At 54.1% G+C, this 19851-nt stretch carries 19 protein-coding genes; 5 read left to right on the top strand and 14 right to left on the bottom strand.

The window, feature by feature from the left end:
- Positions 1–1061 precede the first annotated feature (1061 nt).
- From ABD971_RS26195 to ppsA, 7 genes are all read right to left on the bottom strand, one after another.
- On the bottom strand, positions 1062–1466 hold the full coding sequence (locus ABD971_RS26195) for a hypothetical protein (RefSeq protein ID WP_345326809.1): 405 nt from the start codon (positions 1464–1466) through the stop codon (positions 1062–1064).
- Positions 1467–1568: 102 nt separating this feature from the next.
- Positions 1569–2168 (bottom strand): DUF4304 domain-containing protein, encoded by a 600-nt coding sequence (locus tag ABD971_RS26190; RefSeq protein WP_345326808.1) that lies wholly within the window; start codon positions 2166–2168, stop codon positions 1569–1571.
- 364 nt (positions 2169–2532) lie between these two features.
- Positions 2533–2946, bottom strand: a complete 414-nt coding sequence (locus ABD971_RS26185; protein WP_345326807.1) for a hypothetical protein — start codon at positions 2944–2946, stop codon at positions 2533–2535.
- Between the two features lie 149 nt (positions 2947–3095).
- Positions 3096–3491 carry a hypothetical protein gene (locus ABD971_RS26180; RefSeq protein ID WP_345326806.1) on the bottom strand — a complete coding sequence of 132 codons (396 nt, stop codon included), beginning with the start codon at positions 3489–3491 and terminating at the stop codon, positions 3096–3098.
- A gap of 263 nt (positions 3492–3754) precedes the next feature.
- Positions 3755–4006 carry a hypothetical protein gene (locus tag ABD971_RS26175; protein ID WP_345326805.1) on the bottom strand — a complete coding sequence of 84 codons (252 nt, stop codon included), beginning with the start codon at positions 4004–4006 and terminating at the stop codon, positions 3755–3757.
- Between the two features lie 299 nt (positions 4007–4305).
- Positions 4306–4470 carry a hypothetical protein gene (locus tag ABD971_RS26170; protein ID WP_345326804.1) on the bottom strand — a complete coding sequence of 55 codons (165 nt, stop codon included), beginning with the start codon at positions 4468–4470 and terminating at the stop codon, positions 4306–4308.
- Between the two features lie 254 nt (positions 4471–4724).
- Positions 4725–7148, bottom strand: a complete 2424-nt coding sequence (gene ppsA / locus ABD971_RS26165; protein ID WP_345326803.1) for a phosphoenolpyruvate synthase — start codon at positions 7146–7148, stop codon at positions 4725–4727.
- 476 nt (positions 7149–7624) lie between these two features.
- Here ppsA and ABD971_RS26160 point away from each other — a divergent pair, with 476 nt between their 5' ends.
- Positions 7625–8167: a flavodoxin domain-containing protein gene (locus ABD971_RS26160; protein ID WP_345326802.1), complete on the top strand. Its 543-nt coding sequence runs from the start codon at positions 7625–7627 to the stop codon at positions 8165–8167.
- A gap of 275 nt (positions 8168–8442) precedes the next feature.
- Here the strand turns inward: ABD971_RS26160 and ABD971_RS26155 are convergent, their stop codons facing one another.
- From ABD971_RS26155 to ABD971_RS26140, 4 genes are all read right to left on the bottom strand, one after another.
- On the bottom strand, positions 8443–8622 hold the full coding sequence (locus tag ABD971_RS26155) for a hypothetical protein (RefSeq protein ID WP_345326801.1): 180 nt from the start codon (positions 8620–8622) through the stop codon (positions 8443–8445).
- A complete protein-coding gene (locus ABD971_RS26150; RefSeq protein ID WP_345326800.1) occupies positions 8619–9548 on the bottom strand; it encodes a phosphoribosyltransferase family protein in 930 nt (309 codons plus the stop codon). The genes ABD971_RS26155 and ABD971_RS26150 overlap by 4 nt, the downstream gene beginning before the upstream one ends.
- 191 nt (positions 9549–9739) lie before the next feature.
- Positions 9740–10402, bottom strand: coding sequence for a BON domain-containing protein (locus tag ABD971_RS26145; protein ID WP_339942179.1), 663 nt, complete (start codon positions 10400–10402; stop codon positions 9740–9742).
- A gap of 16 nt (positions 10403–10418) precedes the next feature.
- Positions 10419–10652 carry a hypothetical protein gene (locus ABD971_RS26140; protein ID WP_345326799.1) on the bottom strand — a complete coding sequence of 78 codons (234 nt, stop codon included), beginning with the start codon at positions 10650–10652 and terminating at the stop codon, positions 10419–10421.
- 490 nt (positions 10653–11142) lie between these two features.
- Here ABD971_RS26140 and ABD971_RS26135 point away from each other — a divergent pair, with 490 nt between their 5' ends.
- Positions 11143–11304, top strand: coding sequence for a hypothetical protein (locus ABD971_RS26135; RefSeq protein ID WP_339942181.1), 162 nt, complete (start codon positions 11143–11145; stop codon positions 11302–11304).
- Positions 11305–11328: 24 nt separating this feature from the next.
- Here the strand turns inward: ABD971_RS26135 and ppc are convergent, their stop codons facing one another.
- The gene (ppc, locus tag ABD971_RS26130) at positions 11329–14127 is read right to left on the bottom strand and encodes a phosphoenolpyruvate carboxylase (RefSeq protein ID WP_345326798.1); all 2799 of its coding nucleotides are present in this window, start codon (positions 14125–14127) and stop codon (positions 11329–11331) included.
- Between the two features lie 719 nt (positions 14128–14846).
- On the opposite strand from ppc, the gene ABD971_RS26125 reads away from it, so the two are divergent.
- The 3 genes from ABD971_RS26125 (at position 14847) to ABD971_RS26115 (ending at position 17113) form a co-directional block, all read left to right on the top strand.
- Positions 14847–15314, top strand: coding sequence for a hypothetical protein (locus ABD971_RS26125; protein ID WP_345326797.1), 468 nt, complete (start codon positions 14847–14849; stop codon positions 15312–15314).
- A gap of 47 nt (positions 15315–15361) precedes the next feature.
- Entirely contained in the window at positions 15362–15727 is a 366-nt protein-coding gene (locus ABD971_RS26120; RefSeq protein ID WP_345326796.1) for a DUF2200 domain-containing protein, read from the top strand.
- Positions 15728–15886: 159 nt separating this feature from the next.
- Positions 15887–17113 (top strand): alpha/beta hydrolase fold domain-containing protein, encoded by a 1227-nt coding sequence (locus ABD971_RS26115; RefSeq protein ID WP_345326795.1) that lies wholly within the window; start codon positions 15887–15889, stop codon positions 17111–17113.
- A gap of 81 nt (positions 17114–17194) precedes the next feature.
- On the opposite strand, the gene ABD971_RS26110 is transcribed toward ABD971_RS26115, so the two are convergent.
- Both ABD971_RS26110 and ABD971_RS26105 read right to left on the bottom strand, forming a co-directional pair.
- Complete coding sequence (locus tag ABD971_RS26110; RefSeq protein ID WP_345326794.1) at positions 17195–17950, bottom strand: PRC-barrel domain-containing protein; 756 nt, start codon at positions 17948–17950, stop codon at positions 17195–17197.
- 48 nt (positions 17951–17998) lie between these two features.
- A complete protein-coding gene (locus ABD971_RS26105; protein ID WP_345326793.1) occupies positions 17999–19279 on the bottom strand; it encodes a transaldolase family protein in 1281 nt (426 codons plus the stop codon).
- Positions 19280–19851: the final 572 nt, after the last annotated feature.

Here is a 19851-nt window from a genome sequence, read left to right as displayed (position 1 = left end):
TCTCCTGTCAGAGAAGTCTGACATCTTCCGGTCCACTGTCAACTTTTCGTGGGCAATTCCAGGGTGCCGAAGGCCTAGCGTAAAAACCATGTTGGGCGACTCTACGCGCTGGTGGCGGAGGATTCAATGATGGGCATTTCATCGACCTCAGTGAAAAGGGGGACGCCACAATCGCAGTGTTTCGTGTACGGTCGAACGATATTCGTTTGGATTGAAGTGTCGCGAGATTCGCCGCACGATGGGCAGGTCACACGGACGTGTGGACGTCCCCATGGCACGTTGCCGGTTGAATCATGCTTCCGCTTGAGGTCAGCGAAAGGCAAATACGCGAAGTGAACAACGTATTGGGCGACAAATCGCGGCCCGTCTGAGGTTTGCGTAAATGACGAGAGTTCGCCACAGAACCCGTTGCAGTGCTGACGGCCAGTGCATTTGGGCCAACGTTCATCTGGGTGGAAAACGACGGTGCGATGAGTGCGTTTGCAGACGATACAGTCAAACGTTGCCTCTAGTTCGGGCAGGAACTCAACGCCGACGCCAGATTGTGCGTTGATAATACAAGTGAACTTGGCGACACGGTTGTATGGGGTGTCATTCACTCTGAGTCGCCCAACGGAGTAATGTATGACTCGGTGTCGTACTTTATGGGGCGGAGACTCCACGCTGGAGACTCGCTTTTGATTGCCTCGATTCTATTCTGTTGTTGCTGGCAAGGTACTGTGGGTTGCTTATCAGTTTGGTGTGTAGGAGTTGACCTCGCGAAACATCGCTTCAATGATCACTCAAGCAAAGGTGAATTTACAGGAAGATGAGGGACAGAAAATTGGTCAGTCCCTAAATGTAGCATCACCATTTTTCTGTCACCCATTTTCCTGTTTTCCTCTGACTGTAGCACTCCCTCTGGGGCACTGCGATGCATCGAGCCGCACTCCCCATTAGCGTTTGGTAATGCAAAACGACGTCGCGTCGACGATCCAGCCGCCTCCCGCCACGCAGCTGCTCGCCGTGAACATGAGTTTGGGATCAGGCTTGTCCCTCGCTGACCCGAAACCCCTAAGTAGTTAGGCGACCGGATGCACTGAACGTGGACGCCAGCGGAGAGAAAGCCGACGAAACAGGATGGCAACAGGCAGCAGGGCGGCGTTAACAAGAACGACGCGAATTGCGACACCCACGAGGAATACAATGTCTTGATCGGGCGTCCCGTCCCAGTCAAGTTCTGCGATCTCAGACTGAACCCACTGTACGTCGAACCAGAGTACAGTGAACGCCACAACGACGTGACCTGCGATGATGCCCCAACCGCGTCCAGCGAATGCTGCGATTGCGGTGATGCACAGAAAAGTGAGCCACGCGATCGGCGAAAAGGACAGCAGTTGGTGGAGCATCCATGGCATCGAAGTGGTTTGCTCAAGGTCGCACAACGGGCTGGCATTCACGACAACGCCCCGATGGAAGCGAACCATGTCATGAATCTAAGCTGATTGTATAACACCAACGAGGTTTGCACTACGTCGAAGGTGTCCGCGAAGCCGCCCAGCGTGAATGCATTGTTGTCGATCGAACAGCTACAACGACGCTCTAGCTATAACGTCCTTTAGATGATGAAGCAAAGTCGATGCTCGCTCGGGACAAATATCGATTGCCGCCTGTGAGAATTCGGTAGCCCTCTCGGTGTTGCCACGAGCCAACGAGATACGGGCGAAGTGCAGAAAGTTACGGGCATGTCGGGCACCCAGCAGCGGATGGCCGGTCTGTTCATCGAAGTCGCCCACGGAAGCCTCAGTCACTGGGCCTGGAATTGTCATCAATGGTTGGACGAACGTGGCAAAAAGGTCGTCGAAGTTTGCTGCCAGTTGTTCAGCAAGATCGACCGAATAGGGCCAACCGGCCATTAAGTTTTGCGGCGGCTTAAGACGGGTGCGAAAAATGCATTCGGGTTCTTTGATTTTCTTCGCGTCCGGGGTGGATTCACCTTCCGTGGGCACGAACAACGGCTGGACTCCAACGTTTACGTAGAATCGCTCACCGCCTGAACTTTTTTGGAAGTTGAGGACCGAAACGGCATTTTCATCTGCGAGCCGGTAGTTCTGGCCGGAGCCTTTGTAGCCGTGGGCGCGAAGTCGAGGGGCGACAACGGCGAGAACGTCTTTGAGTACGACCGACAATTCAAGAGACCTCGTACCGACAACGGAGTTATGTACGACTCGGTGTCGTACTGAATTGGAGGAGACTCCACGCTGGAGACTCACTTTTGATTGCCTCGATTCTATTCTATTGTTGCTGGCAAGGTACTGTGGGTTGCTGATCAGTTCAGTGTGTAGGAATTGACCTCGCAAAGCATCGCTTCATTTCTCAATCAAGCAAAGGTGAATTTACAGGAAGATGAGGGACAGAAAAATGGGCAGCCCCCAACTGCAGCATCATCATTTTTCTGTCACCCATCTTCCTGTATTCCTCTGATTGCAGCACTTCATCCGGGGCGATGCGATGCACCGATCTGCACCCTAAACCCTAATTAGTTATGCGGCGCTACGGTTGGAACTCGGAGGCGATCTCACTGAGCGTGCGGGAATCGCCAGCCAAGACTCCATGCGGGAGAGCCCCCGATGCATACAACGCGGTAACCGCGGACAGCCACCCGTCCGAAACGCCAGCACGGTCCGCGTCAGCAATCAAGCCGAAGTCGTCAGAGATGTAACCGCAGGCATCCGGCGATTCGGTGATGGCAAAAGTACGTTTGAACGCCGCTTCTCGAAGGGCGTCAACGGCAGGGGAAGCATCGAGTTGGTGTTGCGTAACGAGTTCGTGTGCACGCCCCCATTCCGCGTCAAACGGGTTGAAGTCGCGGGCATCAAGTATGTCGTCGAGTGCATTCATGTCCAATGCCGAAAGAAAACGGCCAGAGTTGACCAGCGATTGCAGGTTGGTGATCAAGTCAGCCATCAGTAATTCGGTTCGTCCGCCCAACGGAAGGTTTTTACGACACCGCCCTGAACGAAGCGAGCGATGTATGAACTACGGAAAATTGTACCAAGGCCAGCCCGCGTGGCCAAAAATGGAAGGTGTGCCGAAGGCCTAGCGTAAAAAACATGTTAGCCGCTGCGGGCATCACCGTCGCGGTTTGCGATCAAGTCCGCCGACCGCGCGAAAAACAGAACGAAGGCGATAAACCCGGCGAGTCCGAACCATGATGCGTTGTCCCAGCGTCCGCCCTTGCCGTTGATGAACCAACCGAACGCGCAAACCGGAATCGCAATTGCAGACAGGGCGACGACGGCGGAAACACGACCGCGCAACCAGAGCCACGCGAGCACACCGAACAGCAGGCCAACGACAGCGAAACCGACGCCGAGAAAGCCGATGGTGGGCCAGTAGTCGATTGGATTCCGTGGTGGATAGATCGCAGCCAATGAAACACCGATGGACGCGCCAACCAGCGGAAGGCCGACGAGCGCAAAAGTCGGAAGATGTTTGCGTTTAGGAAACACTAGCGGCGGCTAACGTAGTTGTGTACGACTCGGTGTCGTACTTTATTGGGGGGAGGAGACTCCACGCTGGAGTCTCGCTTTTGATTTTCTTGATGTTAATCCATTCTTGCTGGCGAGGTACAGCTCGTTGCTGCAAATTCGTTCGGTTTGTGGAATGGGTTTCCGGTTCCCTGGTGCCCTCTATGCGAAATCGCAGCCAGCTTGTTTGCGATCACGATGGTCTTTTCCTGAGCTTGCCAGTTGCGGCAATCTGCACCGGTCTTCTACTGCGGCGGGTGTTGAGCGAGTATCAAATACCGGCCGGTGATTTGTACTTGTAACATTGTGAAAAATTCCGCGGTGGCGAATCGCTCTCGCTGCTCTCGTGTGAGCCAGCGGAGTGAGTCACTCCACTGCTCCTCGGGCGGAATCGATAGCGTCACAAATCCCGGTCGCTCCATCGTCGCGGTAATGCCAGTGAAATAGATCGGACGATCCCCGTTCTGCACGCCGATCGTGACTCGGCTCGACAACAATTCGCCCGCTAAATCGTACTCGGGTTTAAAATACTGAGTCTAGGCGAACATTGGCGGGGTGCCAGTCACTTTCTAGCGAAAGGAACGGACGCAAAGCACTTTTGACAGCCGAATGTGGGACAGCCGAATCGTCGCTCTGGATTTATTCGTCTGTCACTCCATTCGTCTGTCAGAAAACACTCTTCGCTGCCTATGTCCCTCGCATACTCGCAAGTTCTTCGGCGGGTTGCCGGTCAAGCGGCTTGTATTTGGGTGTGATCCGGTGAAACCTTCATCCCGAAAACTAGCTCGCCGGAGAATCAAGCGAACAGCAGCAAGAAAAACAGACCGATAACAAACAACCACCCCGCAAAAGCTAACCACCATGCGAAAGCCAGCAACTTCTTTTCGCTCTCTGGCGCTGTTGCCGCATCGATTGCCTGCTCGTCCACGAGTGTCGGCGCTGGTGGTTCGTATGGGTTCATGATCTAAGTGTAACGCTATAAAGTCGCTAGCCGGAAGGAGAACCGTTATCGCGACGGTGTTGACGCGAGCCAGTACGCTAGTGATGGGCGACAGTGGGAACAAAGTTTCGCTCCACCCCCTGGCTCTTGATCCTACACCTCTATTTTGGGGCCAATCCCGATAGGGATTTTAGCAATTAGCCGCGAGTTAGAGCGTAGCGAACACCACTGGAAAACCCTTGCAACACGCTTTTGTTTTTACGCACGTTTGGACGCTATGGGATTGAGTGCAGTTTATTTTCAACCTCCAACACGTTCATTGTCGTTTTGACGACGGCGTCGGGGGTAAGCGAAATGCTGTCGATGCCTTGCTCCACCAAAAACTCCGCAAACTCGGGGTAGTCGCTTGGTGCTTGGCCACAAATTCCGATTTTGGCCCCGTTGGCCTTCGCCGTTTGGATCACCGATGCGATGGAGCGTTTCACGGCTTCATTGTTTTCGTCGAAGACGTGCGCCACGATCTCGGAGTCACGGTCGACTCCGAGCGTCAACTGCGTTAAGTCGTTTGATCCGATCGAAAACCCATCGAAAATCTCCGCGAACTGATCTGCCAAAATCACATTGCTGGGAATCTCACACATCACGTAGATTTCAAGTCCGTCTTGCCCGCGAACCAAACCGTACTTGGCCATTTCATCTTGTACTTTGCGACCTTCTTCGACGGTTCGGCAAAATGGAATCATCAGCTTCAGATTTCGTAGCCCCATTTCTTGCCGGACCTTTTGCACGGCTTTGCATTCCAACCCGAAGGCATCACGAAACTGGGGTGAGTAGTAGCGTGAAGCGCCGCGAAATCCGAGCATCGGATTTTCTTCCTTCGGCTCGTAGGCGGCGCCTCCAATCAAGTTCGCGTACTCGTTTGTCTTGAAATCACTCAATCGAACGATCACTTCCTTGGGATAAAACGCGGCCGTGATCATTGCGATGCCTTCAGCCAAGCGGTCCACGTAGAATTGCGGTTTGTCATCGTATCCCATCGACGCTTTGTCGACTTCGGCTCGTGCGACATCATCGAGTTGTTGGTAGTCCAACAGGGCTTGCGGATGCACTTTGACGTAGGTGCTGATGATAAACTCTTCGCGAGCGAGTCCGACGCCATCGTTTGGGATTAACGACAACGCAAACGCTTCATCGGGCGAACCGACGTTCATCATGATCTTCGTCTTGGGACGTTGCAGTGTGCTGAAATCAGTTGTCTCAACCTCAAATGGCAACTGGCCTTCATACACGACACCTTCGTCTCCTTCAGCGCAGCTGATTGTGACTTGTTGGCCGTTCTGCAAAACTTCGGTGGCGTTGATCGTACCGACGATCGCGGGAAGGCCCAATTCACGGCTGACGATCGCAGCATGGCAGGTGCGACCACCACGGTTCGTGATGATTCCAGCGGCTCGTTTCATGACCGGTTCCCAGTCAGGATCGGTTTTGTCCGTCACCAGAATTTCGCCGTCGGCGAAATCACGCAGTTGATGGACGTCGTGAATCAAGCGAACTGGCCCCGAGCCAATTTTCTCGCCGACGCTACGGCCGGACAGTAGTTGCTTCGATTTCTGTTTCAGATGAAATCGTTCATGCGTGGTCGCCGATTTCCGCGACTGAACGGTCTCGGGTCTGGCTTGCACGATGAACAGTTCGCCAGTGCGACCATCTTTGGCCCATTCCATATCCATCGGGCAAGCTGCACCGCGGCGTTGGCTGAAGTGGTTTTCGATGTCGCAGGCCCAACGGGCCAAATTCAGAATGTCGTCATCGCTGAGCGCGAAACGATTGGCTTGGTCCGGAGAGACCGGGACGTTTTTGGTCATCTTGCTGCCGCCAACGTCGTAGACAAGTTTCATCGCCTTGGTGCCGATTGCCTTTTTCAAGATCGGACGGAGACCTTCCTTTAGCGTCGGTTTGAACACGTAGTATTCATCGGGATTGACGCTGCCTTGAACCACGTTTTCACCGAGGCCGTAAGCAGCGTTGATGAGGACGGCGTCACGAAATCCGCTTTCGGTATCGATCGAGAACATCACGCCGGAGGTTGCCAAGTCCGAACGGACCATTTGTTGGATACCAATCGAAAGAGCGACTTGCATGTGGTCGTATCCATGGTTGGCACGATACGAGATCGCTCTGTCGGTAAATAAAGAGGCATAGCAACGGTGACAAGCGTCCAGCAAAGAAGCTTGGCCACGCACGTTCAAGTAGGTTTCTTGTTGGCCTGCGAAGCTAGCATCGGGAAGATCTTCGGCGGTCGCACTACTGCGAACCGCGACATCAGCCAACTCATGATGCGCTGAACCAAGTTGATGGTAAGCTTCGACAATCGCATGGGACAACGCATCGGGCAACGGCGCCTCTAGAATCATGTGCCGGATGATCAATCCGTGATGTTGCAGACTGTCGACATCGTTCACGTTCATTCCGCTGAGAACCTGCGCGATTTTTTCGTCCAATCCGGTTTCTTCAAGAAACGTGGAATAGGCGAAAGCGGTCGTCGCGAAACCGTTTGGGATACGAACTCCGCGTGGCGTCAATTGACGATACATTTCACCGAGCGACGCATTCTTGCCGCCCACGATCGAAACATCATCCATTCCAATTTTGTCGAACCAGCGAAGGAGATCGGTATTTGTTGCGATAGCGATACTCATTGGAAAAACTCTCTGCAAGAGAAAGAAATGGACGTGGTTCCTTTAAACGCGAGCGTGAAGCATGCGTTAAGCAACGCGAATCGCAACGAGCGTGCCAATCAGTGGAGCGGGCCAATCAGTGGAGTTCGCCATTCGTTTAAGTAGGCAGACTTGGACGGAAACGCTCGCACACCAGTCTCGGCTGAGCAATTTTTTTTGCGAAGCGTGCTGCAGGATGAATGTCACCAGGCACTGGTCGTCCGCATAGGGCCAACATTCCAGAGTTGTGCGCGATGACGCACATGCCGGCGGCGTGTCTCGGATCCGCGTCGCAATCCATCGCGAGAATGCGAGGGAAGTCAATCCGCTCGTGGCACAGACCCGTTACGTTTTCAACGCGACCTTCTTGATTGTTCGCGAAATCGATGCAGCTTGCCGGCATGACAAATGCCGCTTCTCTTTGGTTCGTACCTGTCCGTTAGAAAAGGGGATTCAAAATGAACGGTGCAATCTTTTTCTCGGGTCAGTACGGCAGCACCGAGCAGTATGCGAACTGGATTAGCGAAGCGACCGGGTTGCCAGTCTTTAATGTAAAAGATCGAAACGCGGATCCGTCAAAGTATGACTTCCTCGTACTTGGCAGTTCAGTGATTATTTACAAGTTGACAATTCACAAATGGGTGAAATCAAATTGGAGCAGCATCGAGAACAAGCCAGTCATGCTGTTTACAGTGTCGGGCGCCCCGGCTGGCCCCAAACTTGATGGCTGGATTGCGAGCTGCTTGCCCCAGCAATTGATCACTCAAATGGATCATGTTGCTCTGCGGGGAAGGTTAGAGCCAAAGAAACTCAGTTGGTGGACAAGACTGATTCTTCGAATCGGTGCATGGCGCAACCCCGACCCCGAAGCCAGCAAGCAGGAATGCGAAGGATTTGACTTTGTGGATAAGTCGACGATCGAACCGATTCGGAAGCTCGTTGAGCAATACCAAAGCGGTGCGGAGGCAATCTCTTCGCAGGCCCATTCATCAAGATATTGACCGTGCTTGATTTGCGTTCCTTGTAAAACCGCATCGTTGGCGTGACCTCTGGCACTGATTTTACGCTCGCGTCTGTGGTCGACATCTTGCCGGTTGCAGGCATCACGATGTGCTCAATGCGAGTGCACGGATCAAACAAGAATTTGGCACATTGACGGCCGTGATTACCCACAACGTGTCCATTGGTGCGATGGCCGACCGCGTGGTCTATCTTTAGGATGGTTGACCTCGCCGAAGTTACCATGAGGCCGTTGGAGGTTACGGTCAACGATGCGTCACCTCCATGTGGGCGATGAATCACGCTGATATGCAGGTTCGAAACTGGGAAATTTGGCAGGTAGCTTACGCAAGCGATGCAGGTCATCTTCGATGTGTTTCATCTTGGCGGGGGGCCGCTCGCTGTCTTTGTTGTCGAGCACGATCCGCAGGGCAAGCGATTGATCTGGAAGTGTCATCGTTCGATGTGATTCTCATGTTTGGGGATGGGAGACCGATGGCGGTTTAATAGGTCAACGACCTGTTGGTCGCTGATCGGCAAGAACGATTCATAAAATTGAGCGACTGCGATGAAGTCGGCGGGGGCGGATAGAAACACTACGCGATCACATTGCTGTTGCAACCGACCGAGCGTCGTGGGCGGTGTGACGGGGACCGCGACGATCAGCTCATGAGGTTGCTGTGCTTTAACAACCTCGATCGCAGCAAACATCGTCGATCCGGTCGCGACTCCATCGTCGGTAAGGATGACCGAGCGACCCGCAATCTTCGCAGCCGGATGGTCGGATCGAAACAAATTCTGGCGACGCTGGATTTCATGCAATTGAATCTTTCGTTCGTCTTCCAAGTAGTCCTCCGTCAGCCCATGGATATCACGAGCGAGGGGATTCAGATAGACTCTACCGTCCTCGCCCAACGCACCGAATGCCAATTCAGGTTGCAATGGCGACCGTAACTTGTGAGCCAGCACGACATCCAGTTCCGCATCGATCGCATCGGCAATGACAGCCGCTGTAATCATGCCGCCTCGTGGTATTCCCAGCACCAACGGGTCCAACAATTCCATCGTCGATAGTGCAGCGGTAAGTTGGCGTCCGGCATCGTCGCGATCGTGAAACATTGCATTTGCCTTTCTCTTGGTTTGCAAGTGGGTTTGGAACCAATGGCTCGCCAAACCGGAAACCTGTTCGAGCGTTCCTGGTTCGGAGAACAGGTGCGTTGCACCGGGCACGATTTCCAACCTTGCGTCGCGAGGCAGTCGCCCCAACGCCTGTTGATTTAACTCGATCACCGTTCGATCCTCGCCACCCACAATCAACAGCGTCGGTGCTCGAACATACTCAATGTCGTCCGCCAAGTCAGGACGTCCGCTACGGGAAGGCATCGGTTAAAGCGTGGAACCCGGCCGCTTACGCGTCGCGGCTCACTAAATCAAAAGCCCGCGAGCCGTCCGGTTGCGGCGAGCATTACATTCGAAATTACCGAGCGGCTCTCGCCGCCTCGCTATAACAATCACCCGGTTCGTGCCCAAGTAGATGGTGTTGGGCGACGCCGCACGGGAATTTAATTTTTAACCTACACGGCAACGACGAGGTGGTCCTGCACATCGAGGACTCCCGAGGTGTGAATGGCGATGTCGTGAGCGGCACGTTGAGCGGCTCGGCTCTTCACGCGTCCGCTAAGCGATGCGGTTCCTCCGGTGACGTGAACTTCGATCGCATCCGCCTCGACCAGCATGTTGCGTCGGATGGCGTCACGAATATGCGACGAGATTACCTCGTCTTCGATCACTCCGGTTGGCACGATGGTCAGTTGGTTATCAACTCGCCGCACACCGATTGTGTCACTGGTAACATGCTCGATCAGTCGTTTCCTCCAGAGACTGTCGACGGATCCTTTTAGCGAAACCTCGCCGCCGGACGAGGACACGGTAACGCGGATCGCGTCGACGTTGGGGTTCGCTTCCAGCGCTTGCTCCACCTTCGTACAGAGGTCCGATTCCAGAGGCTCTTTGTCGAGTGACCATCGAACATCAAGCAAGTTGTCGACTCGCTGGACTCCGCTGACCAACTCACAGTCCTCTTCCGCCGCCAATTTCGCCCAGAAAGTCGGTACGGTACCTTCAAGAACCACGACCCGGTCCAGCACCGTCACCTTAACGTCGTCGGCGTTGACGCGACTGTCCCATTTCAACTGTGCGGTGGCGTCTTGCGTGATTTCATCGTCTCGCTTAATCATTTTTTATCTCCGTTAGCTATGAGTGTGTAAACGTTGTGATCGCGGCAAAGTTGCCCGACGTTGATTTCGCCTCGGTACGAGATGTCGATCGCCCCGGCGTTGCCGAGGTGCGGATGGTGTGCCCACGCAACCGCTTCTCCAGCGGCAGCGCTTTGCGGAGCACGGCATTCATTCCATCGAGCAGAAAAGGGGCGTGCACACCACGGGCACGCACTTGAGGTTTGCCCACCTCTTCCTGCTGGGCCGCCAAGTGCCGCTGGGCTTGTCAGTGCCGCTGGGCTGGTAAGTCAAGTGGCTTCATCGTGCCGGTTCCTGATTGGTACCGGGTACCTAGAAGATTGGTACCGGGTACCTAGAAGAAGACCGCAAAGCATGTGCCGGTGATCTCGCTCGTACGGCCCGTTGGCTTGCAACGTGGCGACGTTAGCACCCTGTTTCAGAAGTGGAACGGAACATAGCGAGTCTGGTCGTATCGGATAACCGAATCGTGTGATTCCAGTAACGCGACCAAGTCGATCCGCTACTGTACCGTCATTTCATTGTTGTACCGACCCATCTTCGACTCGCCGTCGGTGTGATGGATTGATAATCGACGTGACAAAATCGCCGTAGGTTTGAACTTTCGTTTCTGCTTCACCAAGGGCAACGAATTTTATGATCCGAGGACAATTCGACCTCATCAACGGTCACACCTGAGACAGTATGGCACGCTTTACAGTTGGCGTCCCAACGCGGTGCCGGTGAAAGATCGCACCAGAGAAGCGTTCTTGACGCATGTTTTCAAAGCCTTTGCCGACGATCCCAGTGTGGATCCCGAGCGGCTGACCTACGACGTCATGATTGTCGATAAACCCGAAGAAGGAAGTCAGGGACGAAATTGTCCATGGGCGAGCCGGTTTTGACGCACATGGCCATCCATATCGCTCTTAACCGGTATTCTTCAAACCGGCGGCGATGCCGTTGATGGTGATGTAGAAGGCTTGCTGCAGTTCAGGATCTTCGCTGCCGCCGCTCTGTTGCCGCATCTGTTTCAACAACCGCACCTGCAAGAAGTTCAGCGGGTCGACGTACGGATTTCTTAGTCGGATCGACCGCTGCAGCGTGGACTGATTCTCCAGTACCGCACGCTGCCCGGCAACGCGTAACACCCAATGCTCGGTCAGCGAGTAGGCCGTCTTGATCGACTCATAAATCTCCTCACGCACCGTCGCATCGCTGACCAAGTCGGCATAGCGGCGCGCAATGCCCATGTCCGCCTTGCCAAGCGCGACCTGCAAGTTGTCGGTCATTGCGCGAAAGAACGGCCAATGGCGATGCATCTCTTGCAGTAACGCCAAATTTTTCTCCGCTTCATCACCGCTGCCGACAAACGCCGCGATCGCTTGACCGACGCCATACCATGCAGGCAGATTGTGCCGACTTTGCATCCAGCTGAATCCCCACGGGATCGCCCGCAAACCGGCGAGCACGTCGTTCCCTTTCCGCCGCGCCGGACGCGATCCGATTCGCATGCTACTCAGTTCGTTAATCGGAGTCGCTTCCTGCCAATACTGTAACAGTGAGGGCGTTTCATAGATAAATTCGCGGTAGCTGCGAAATGCCGTGGCAGAAAGCTGTTCCATCGCGTCCAACCAAGCTTTTTTCGGAGTCGCCTTTCGCTTGTGAGCCGGCGTCGAAGCAACCAACACCGCGCTAACGAGTTGCTCTAAATGACGAGCCGCAATCTCGGGATGGAAGTAATAGTCGTTAATGACCTCGCCTTGTTCCGTGATACGAATACGTCCTTCGACGGACCCCGGCGGCTGGGCCAGGATAGCGCGGTTGGCTGGACCTCCGCCTCGCGCGATGGTGCCGCCTCGACCGTGAAAAATGGTCAGTGCTACGCCGTGCTCGCGACAGCATTTTGTTAGCCGATCCTGCGCCTGATAAAGCTCCCAGGTCGCCGTCAAAAAGCCAGCGTCCTTGTTGCTGTCGGAATAGCCGATCATCACGTTCTGTTCCATCCCCTGGGCTGCGAGATGCTCGCGATAGGCGGGATGAGCGAACAATTTTGTCATGACCTCCGGCGCGTTTTTCAAGTCGTCGCGAGTCTCGAACAACGGTGCGATCGCGGGAAGCGCCTGTGGGTTGCCATCACTCCGCTGACACAATCCATACCATTTTGCCAATAGCAATACGGCCAGCACGTCGTCGACGTCTTTGGACATGCTGATGATATACGGTCCGATCATCTCTGGGCCGTACAGCTCGACCGCTCGCGCGATGACCCGGAATAATTGCAACAACTCGGCGGTTGTTTCGCTGTAGTCGCTCGGTTCGCCGATCTCGGGAATGTCGCTGGCAAGTTGCGTCGTCAACAAGTCGGCGCGTTCCGCTGGAGTGAGTTCCAGATAGTTCGCGGAGATCTCCAGCTTGGCAAAAATCTCTGCCAATGCCGCGTCGTGATAATCGCTGAACTGACGAATATCCAATCGTGCCACATTGACGCCAAAGACGTTGGCTTGGACCAATGCGTCTTTTAGCTGAGCGTCGGCGATCGTATCGGTACGTCCGTTGCGCAAACTAAGGTCGATGCTTTCCAGTGGTTTCAATAGGTCCGCCGCCGTGCGCAATTCGGCCATTGGCGAGTTGTCGTCTTCCAGCAATCGCGATTTGACGGGGTCATGATTAGCATCGTTCAAATCCGCTTTTAACGCCGCGGCCAGCAAGCGATAGGGTTCGTCCGGATACTGCTCCGCCAAAAACTTGACGTGTCCCGAGTTACCCGCCAATTCCTGTTCGAGCAATTCAAGCAGTCCCTTTGCAGGCGTATGCAATTGCTCGCTCAAACTAAGCGTCCGCGTCAGCGCACCCGCGGTTTCGCCATGTCGCGACAATGCCATGCCGCGATGCAGCCGTAGTGTTTCCGCGGTGACAAACGCCGTGACGTTCGGATTGCCATCGCGGTCGCCGCCGATCCAGCTACCGAATGTCAGAAATCGTTTTGGCAGTTGCACCGAGGGAAAATGTTCGGCGAGGGCTTCTTCCATCTCGCGATAAATCTTCGGAACAACATCCCAAATCGTCTGGTCGAAATAATAAAGCCCCGTTTTTACTTCGTCGGTGACGGTCGGTTTCGCTTGCCGAGCTTGCGACGTGAGCCACATCCCGGTGATCTCGGATAACATCCCCTGTTTCACGCGTGCTTCATCCGCCGGCAACAGGTTCATCTCATCCAGATGGCGGAGCCCTTCTTCGATCCGTTTTAGTTTCGAGATCAAGGTACGGCGTTTTGCTTCGGTGGGATGCGCGGTGAACACCGGCTCGATATGCAGCCCCTGCAACATGTTCTGCATGTGCATCTCGTCGACCCCGGCGTCGGCCAGTTCCGCGATCGCAGCACGAATCGATTCGGCGATCGGTTTCGGCGACTCCACTTTGATTCGTGTTCGCAGCACCCTGGCGCGATGGTGCTCTTCGGCGACATTGATCAATTGAAAATAGAGCGTGAAAGCTCGGGCCACTTCACAGATCTGCTGCAAATCCAATTCGTCTACGATCTCGGCGATTCGGATGGCGACTTCGTCCGCCGAGTCATGATCGTGTCGACGCACTTTCGACAACGCACGAAAACGTTCTTCCAGTTCGAACGCATTGACCCCTGCTTGGCGGCGGATCACCTTTCCCAACAAATCGCCTAACAAGTGGATATCGGTGGAAAGTCGCTTGTGGAGTTGTTTGGACATCAAATTAGCGTTTTCTAAGGTTTCACTTGCAAGATTTTCAACACCCTTGCCCCAATAACTTCACGCATGAAACGAGCATGGGGGATGGAGAACCACGGGGACCATTGCTCTACAACGATGGAATACCACCACAGAACGCATCAATCTGAACTCACTGTATTATTGCATGCAAGGTGGTTGGCCCGTGAATTCCGGCGTGGTCATCCAAAGACCAAGATAGGGGGCCACATAATCACTTCGAGTGCTCAGAATGGTCGAGCCAAACCTTAGAGGGCGTATCGAATCACCCTTCCGTTTTGACCGACTTGTTATGCGTTCACTTCATTGGTCGCGATGGGAACCGCTGGGAAACGAAGGGAGTTTTATTTCGCAAAAGATAGTAGCGAGAGTGGGATTCTTGATCCCAAAGCAAACCGGCGTTAATCATTCTCGCATATCAGCGATCCTACGATCCGGACTGGCGCAGCCATGGTCGATTCTGGCGAGGTCACGTTCGGCTGCGAAATTCGTAGTCTCGCGAGGGCCGCACGACCGTCACGACGACGAGTGGCTGAATTTGCCCAAACATCGCCCTTTGCCGGTACGCTTGCGGTATGATTGCCGTGTTCTGGACACCCGCCAACAGTGACTCATCCATACCGGAATGGTGTCGCCATCGCGAAGTCCCTTCACACTTTTCAATACTGGAAACCCTTTTCACAAACTGGAAACCTTGTCTGATGCGATTAATTGCCACGATACTGATTGCCGCTGCATGGATCGGAATCACAACCACAGCGACCGCCGATGAACCGCTCACGCTGATGGGGACAATTTTACAGTGGCAATACCCCCAATCCAAACTTAGCGGCAGCGAGATGTCGGACGTTCCCACGGTCAACGCCGATGGCAAGAGAACGGCCGCGTCAATGGTGTGCAAGACCAACATGACGACCGACGACTCGGTCGAAAAGGTGCTCGCGTTTTATCAGAAGAAACTGACGCCCAACCCCAAAGCGGACGACAAGACGAAAGCTGAATGGAAAGACGGTCGGGCCGTGCTGATCTCGGATGAATCCGCGGGACGGCCTTTTGCACTTCACACGATCCTTGTCACCACGAAAAACACCTCGACCACGTTGACCGTATCGCGTGGCAGCAGTGAAACCGAAACGCATATCAATTGGAAACATTACGTTCGGTTCTAGAGCTCGCGGATTCCAAATTTGACTTCACGTTTGTTTTGCACTGCATTATGAAAAGCACAAAAGACCACGATGAACGGATAGCAACGATGACGTTTGCTTCGGTCTACCCCCACTATGTCACCAAGGTGGAAAAGAAAGGCCGAAGCACCGACGAGTTGCATCAAGTGATCCACTGGCTGACCGGGTTTGACGAAAAGACGCTGCAGAAACTGATCAAAGACAATGTCAACTTTGAACAGTTTTTCCAGAAAGCCAAGCTCAACTCCAATGCCCACCTGATCACAGGTGTCATCTGTGGTTACCGGGTTGAGGAGATCGAGAATCCACTGACGCAAAAGGTCCGATATCTCGACAAGTTAGTCGACGAGTTGGCGAAAGGCCGCAAGATGGAAAAAATCTTGCGTAGCGAATGAATGTCTGCCGGGGCATCGAATCGCCAAAGTCAGAGGTGAGAGGCCCCCGCGTCCACCTAACAACATGACGAACGCATGCACGGATGTCGCAGTCCTTTTACAGACAATCGCGGTATCGGAAGTTTTTTCCATCCATTCGTTTCAACTTGGAACATCCTCGTGACAACAAGATTTGCGATCGCGATCCTCGGAACGCTTGGGGTGCCAATCATGTTGCTCGCACAAACCGGCACCGATCGTTTCACCACACGCATGAAGCGAGACGATGCAAACGGGGACGGCAAATTGACGCGATCCGAGCTCACGGGGCCAAAACGATTGTTCGAACAGTTGGACGAAGATGGCGACGGTGTGTTGGTGCTTTCCGATGACGCAGCACAAAAGCTGAAAAACTTCCGAGTACAAGCGGGCGATCAACCTGGAACGGCTATTGGAAGTACGGACCGCCGGCGGATGATGGAAACGCTCCAATCGCGGGCAGCCCATCTGCGTCAGGGGCCCGCGGCCACGCGGGGTGGATTGAGAGAACGGCGAGAACCCGATCATCAAGACGTACGCTACGGCGATCATGAACGACATGTACTGGATGTCTATTTGGCCGAGACCGAGGACAGTGAACCTGCGCCATGCATGATCTGGATTCATGGCGGCGGATTTCGCCGAGGCGACAAGTCGGAAGGAAGTCGGTTTGCACGCCCCTTTGTCGCGAACGGCATTCACTATGTGACGCTCAATTATCGCTTGAGCCAACATGCGATTGCACCGGCTTGTTTTCACGACTGCGCCCATGCGGTGCAGTTCCTGAGACAAAACGCAGAAAAGTGGAATATTGACAAATCACGCATTTCGATCGGGGGCGGTTCCGCAGGTGCGGGACTGGCGCAGTGGATTGCCTACAGCCCCGACCGCGCGGATCCGACGGCAGCGGATCCCATGTTTCGTCAGTCGACTCGTGTTTCCGCCGTCATCTTGCTCAATGCACAAACCTCGTACGATTTTCGCTGGATCAAAACACACATTCCAGGCGATGCCTGGATGGGCGACGGATTGCAGCAGCTATTTGGCTATACGATCGATGACATTGACAAAATCGACGACGAGAAAATCCAGACGATCCAAGCATGCTCGCCGATCACTCATCTCAGCGAAGATGATCCGCCCACGGTGTTCTATTACCGGCGATCGAAAGATCCCAAGATCGCAATGCAAAACGCGATGGACGGCATCCATCACCCCTTATTTGGCTTCGAATTAAAAAAACGTGCCGATGAACTGAAGGTTCCATGCGACGTGTTCACGGTCGAAACCACAAAGGATCGCCTTTTTTACAACAACCGCTGGGACCACGCTGTTGGATTCTTGAAAAAGCATTTCGAAATGGATTAGTCTCGACCTCGAAAACGTTGCTGAAGATTCGCACATTGGATGACTGCAGTCGTCTCTCTACCGACAGATTCGGCGACTGAGTTACATCATCCAATACCCGCTGCGGCCATAGTGTTTGTGAAGTCTCTCTTCGTATTCGCGGTCAATCCATCTCGCCGGATCGAACTCGGGGGACTGCTCGATTTGATCGCTCGTCAATCCAACGGTGACCGAAGCATCCTGCCACGAGATCGTTTGGATCCAGTGGATGGCAACAAGCACTTTACGTCCAGGCAGCCAATTGCGAGTGTCGACAACGAGATAGCGAACGAGCCAACCGTCGTCGTCGAAAACAAAATCTTCGACGTGCCCGATCGATTCATCCGTCGCTCGGATGTCGTAATCCAGAACCTCGGTGGCACTTCGCAAATGAAGGTCGCCACTTTCCGTTGCATGTGAATCGGGTTGCACCGACACCGCCGTTTCCAGCGGAAAGGCGGGCGGTCCGCCACCGGCCAATGACGCCCCCGCAGGCCCCCAGTAAAAAGGAACGTGGTAGTGGCTCATCAGTTCCGCTTCTTTCTGACGTGATATCGGTTGATGGACGCTAACATCCGGGCTCGCCTTGACTTGGGCTCGCGTTAGACATGTCGTCGCATTTCCGCTACGCCAATCAGTTTGTTCGAGCACCGCCGGTGGCAATAAGACTTGGCGACCGGGCAACCATTTCCCGGTATCGACGACAAGATAGCGAACACCCCAAGCGTGCGAGTCAAACAGCACGTCTTTGATGCTTCCGACCAAGCCGTCGGCGGCTTCGATCGCCGCATTCTTTAAACGTGAAAATGGAATTCGCATCTCATCGACCCTCGACTAAACTTGCACAAAGAATCACGCAACAGTCGATCACCGCAACTGCTTGCGAATGCGTTGATCTAGTTCCGATTGCGATTTAGCAAACGTTGCCAATCCGGCCAAAGTCATAAGCGAATCGATCGCCAGATCCCCACGAGCCATTCGCTGCTGCCAGCGTTGGTGATTGGGGATTTTGCCGTCTTCGGCGATCGCCTGCTTCTCCTCGGACGCCATCTCTGGAAACAAATCTTCGATCTGGTGATCGGCTGCCATCTGCTTTAATTCCACTGCGCTGGCAGGCGGCAACAGAATCGCTTTTTGCACAAAATTGCGTTCCGACTTGCTGACGTCCCAAAGTTTTTCGATTCGCACGGTACTGGGATCAATTTGATCGCCCAGTTTTACCGTCGGCGAATGATTCAACTGGGATTGCCAAGGTTGATCGAGCGATTGTTCGGCTTGCTTCGCAACCTTGGTCGGTATCGTGATCACGTCGACGCCGGCGAGCTTAGGCAGCTGCGACGCGTCTCGCAAACTGGCGGCAATTTGCTGAGTGTCGGTCGTCGGCAACCCTCGTGTGAATGTACTGACTTCCGCTTGGCTGGCCAGCGTCGCTTTCTCGCCAACGCCTTGCCCATCCCCAAGATGATTGTCCGCGATATACGAATTCAATCGTCCGAGAAAGACATTGACAAACGACGGACGCGACAAAGCGGTCGCGACGTAGTTTTGCCGAGCGCTGAACCCGAGTGTGCAATTCACTCGTATCCCCTCGTCACGCAGTTGATTGATGGCGATCAAACCCGACGGGGTAAACGGAATCTTGACGATGAAAAACTCGGGGCATAGGTCGTGGCATCGCCGCGCGTAGGCCATCGTCGCCTCGCTGTCGTGCGCAACGTCGGTATGCAGTTCCACACTGACGTTGCAGCTAAATTGCTGGACCAATTTCAATGCGTGACATAGGTTCAAAGCGAAACCGATTTCCCGCACTTTCACATCGTCGGGGATATTGCCCACCAATTTGCTTATCTGGGGAACGAGTTCGTCATAGGCTCCATTTTGCACTTCATTGTTCAACAGCGTGTTGTTAGTCGTGACGCCACTAAATTGTTGGCACCAAAGCGAATCGATCGATCCAATATCTCCGCTGTCCAACCACAACGAAGTGGTCGTCGCGTTTATACGCTGCCAAAACTCACTATTTCGCGGCTCACGCGACGAGGAATCATGTTCCTCGCGTTGACGGATGAAATCGGCAATCCGTTGCGATGCACTTGATTCGGGCGTGATGGTTTCGACCGAGTCGTGGGCGGATTCAACATAAGACATAACGTAGAAAACCTCCGGGAAAGACGCGATTTTGACCTAAAGCAACGAGGCTGCAAAGTTTGCGCCATCATGATGGTGTTCGCGGCGTGCAGCGCCGTCATTAGATGCCAGGACAGCGAATCATCGAGCGCGTTGCCAAGACCAGCCGAACGCGGAGGACGATGTGCCGGAGGCCTTGTTTGCCGGACAATCAGGGCTTGGAATCCATCTGGGATTGGCATCAGCAACGCACCCGAAGCAGTTGGATTCCAGTGCGGTGCAGGGGCAAGCGTTCTCTGTCGAAACGTTTCGGTTTTCGCTGCGATTTCAACGCGGTGGCCGCCGGATCAACAAATTGTCCTGTCAGTGACCACCGCGATTGGGGGTCGCCAGGAATGGTGAGGCTTTGGGTTTGACGTGACGTTTCGTCTTTCCATTTTACGTTGTCTTAGTTTCTCTGGTTCGCGAATAATTAGTCACGAAGACATCGTCCCAGAACTCGCGTTCGGGGCTACCTCCGGTCGTCGCTATCGCGACTTAGAATCGAAACAAACCTAGCGTGAGCAAATTTCACGACAACACCTAGTCTTTAG

Source organism: Novipirellula rosea (genome assembly GCF_039541335.1).
Taxonomy (GTDB): Bacteria; Planctomycetota; Planctomycetia; order Pirellulales; family Pirellulaceae; genus Novipirellula; species Novipirellula rosea.
Note: the sequence above shows the minus strand (reverse complement) of the source record. Positions and strands in the feature narration are given on the sequence as shown.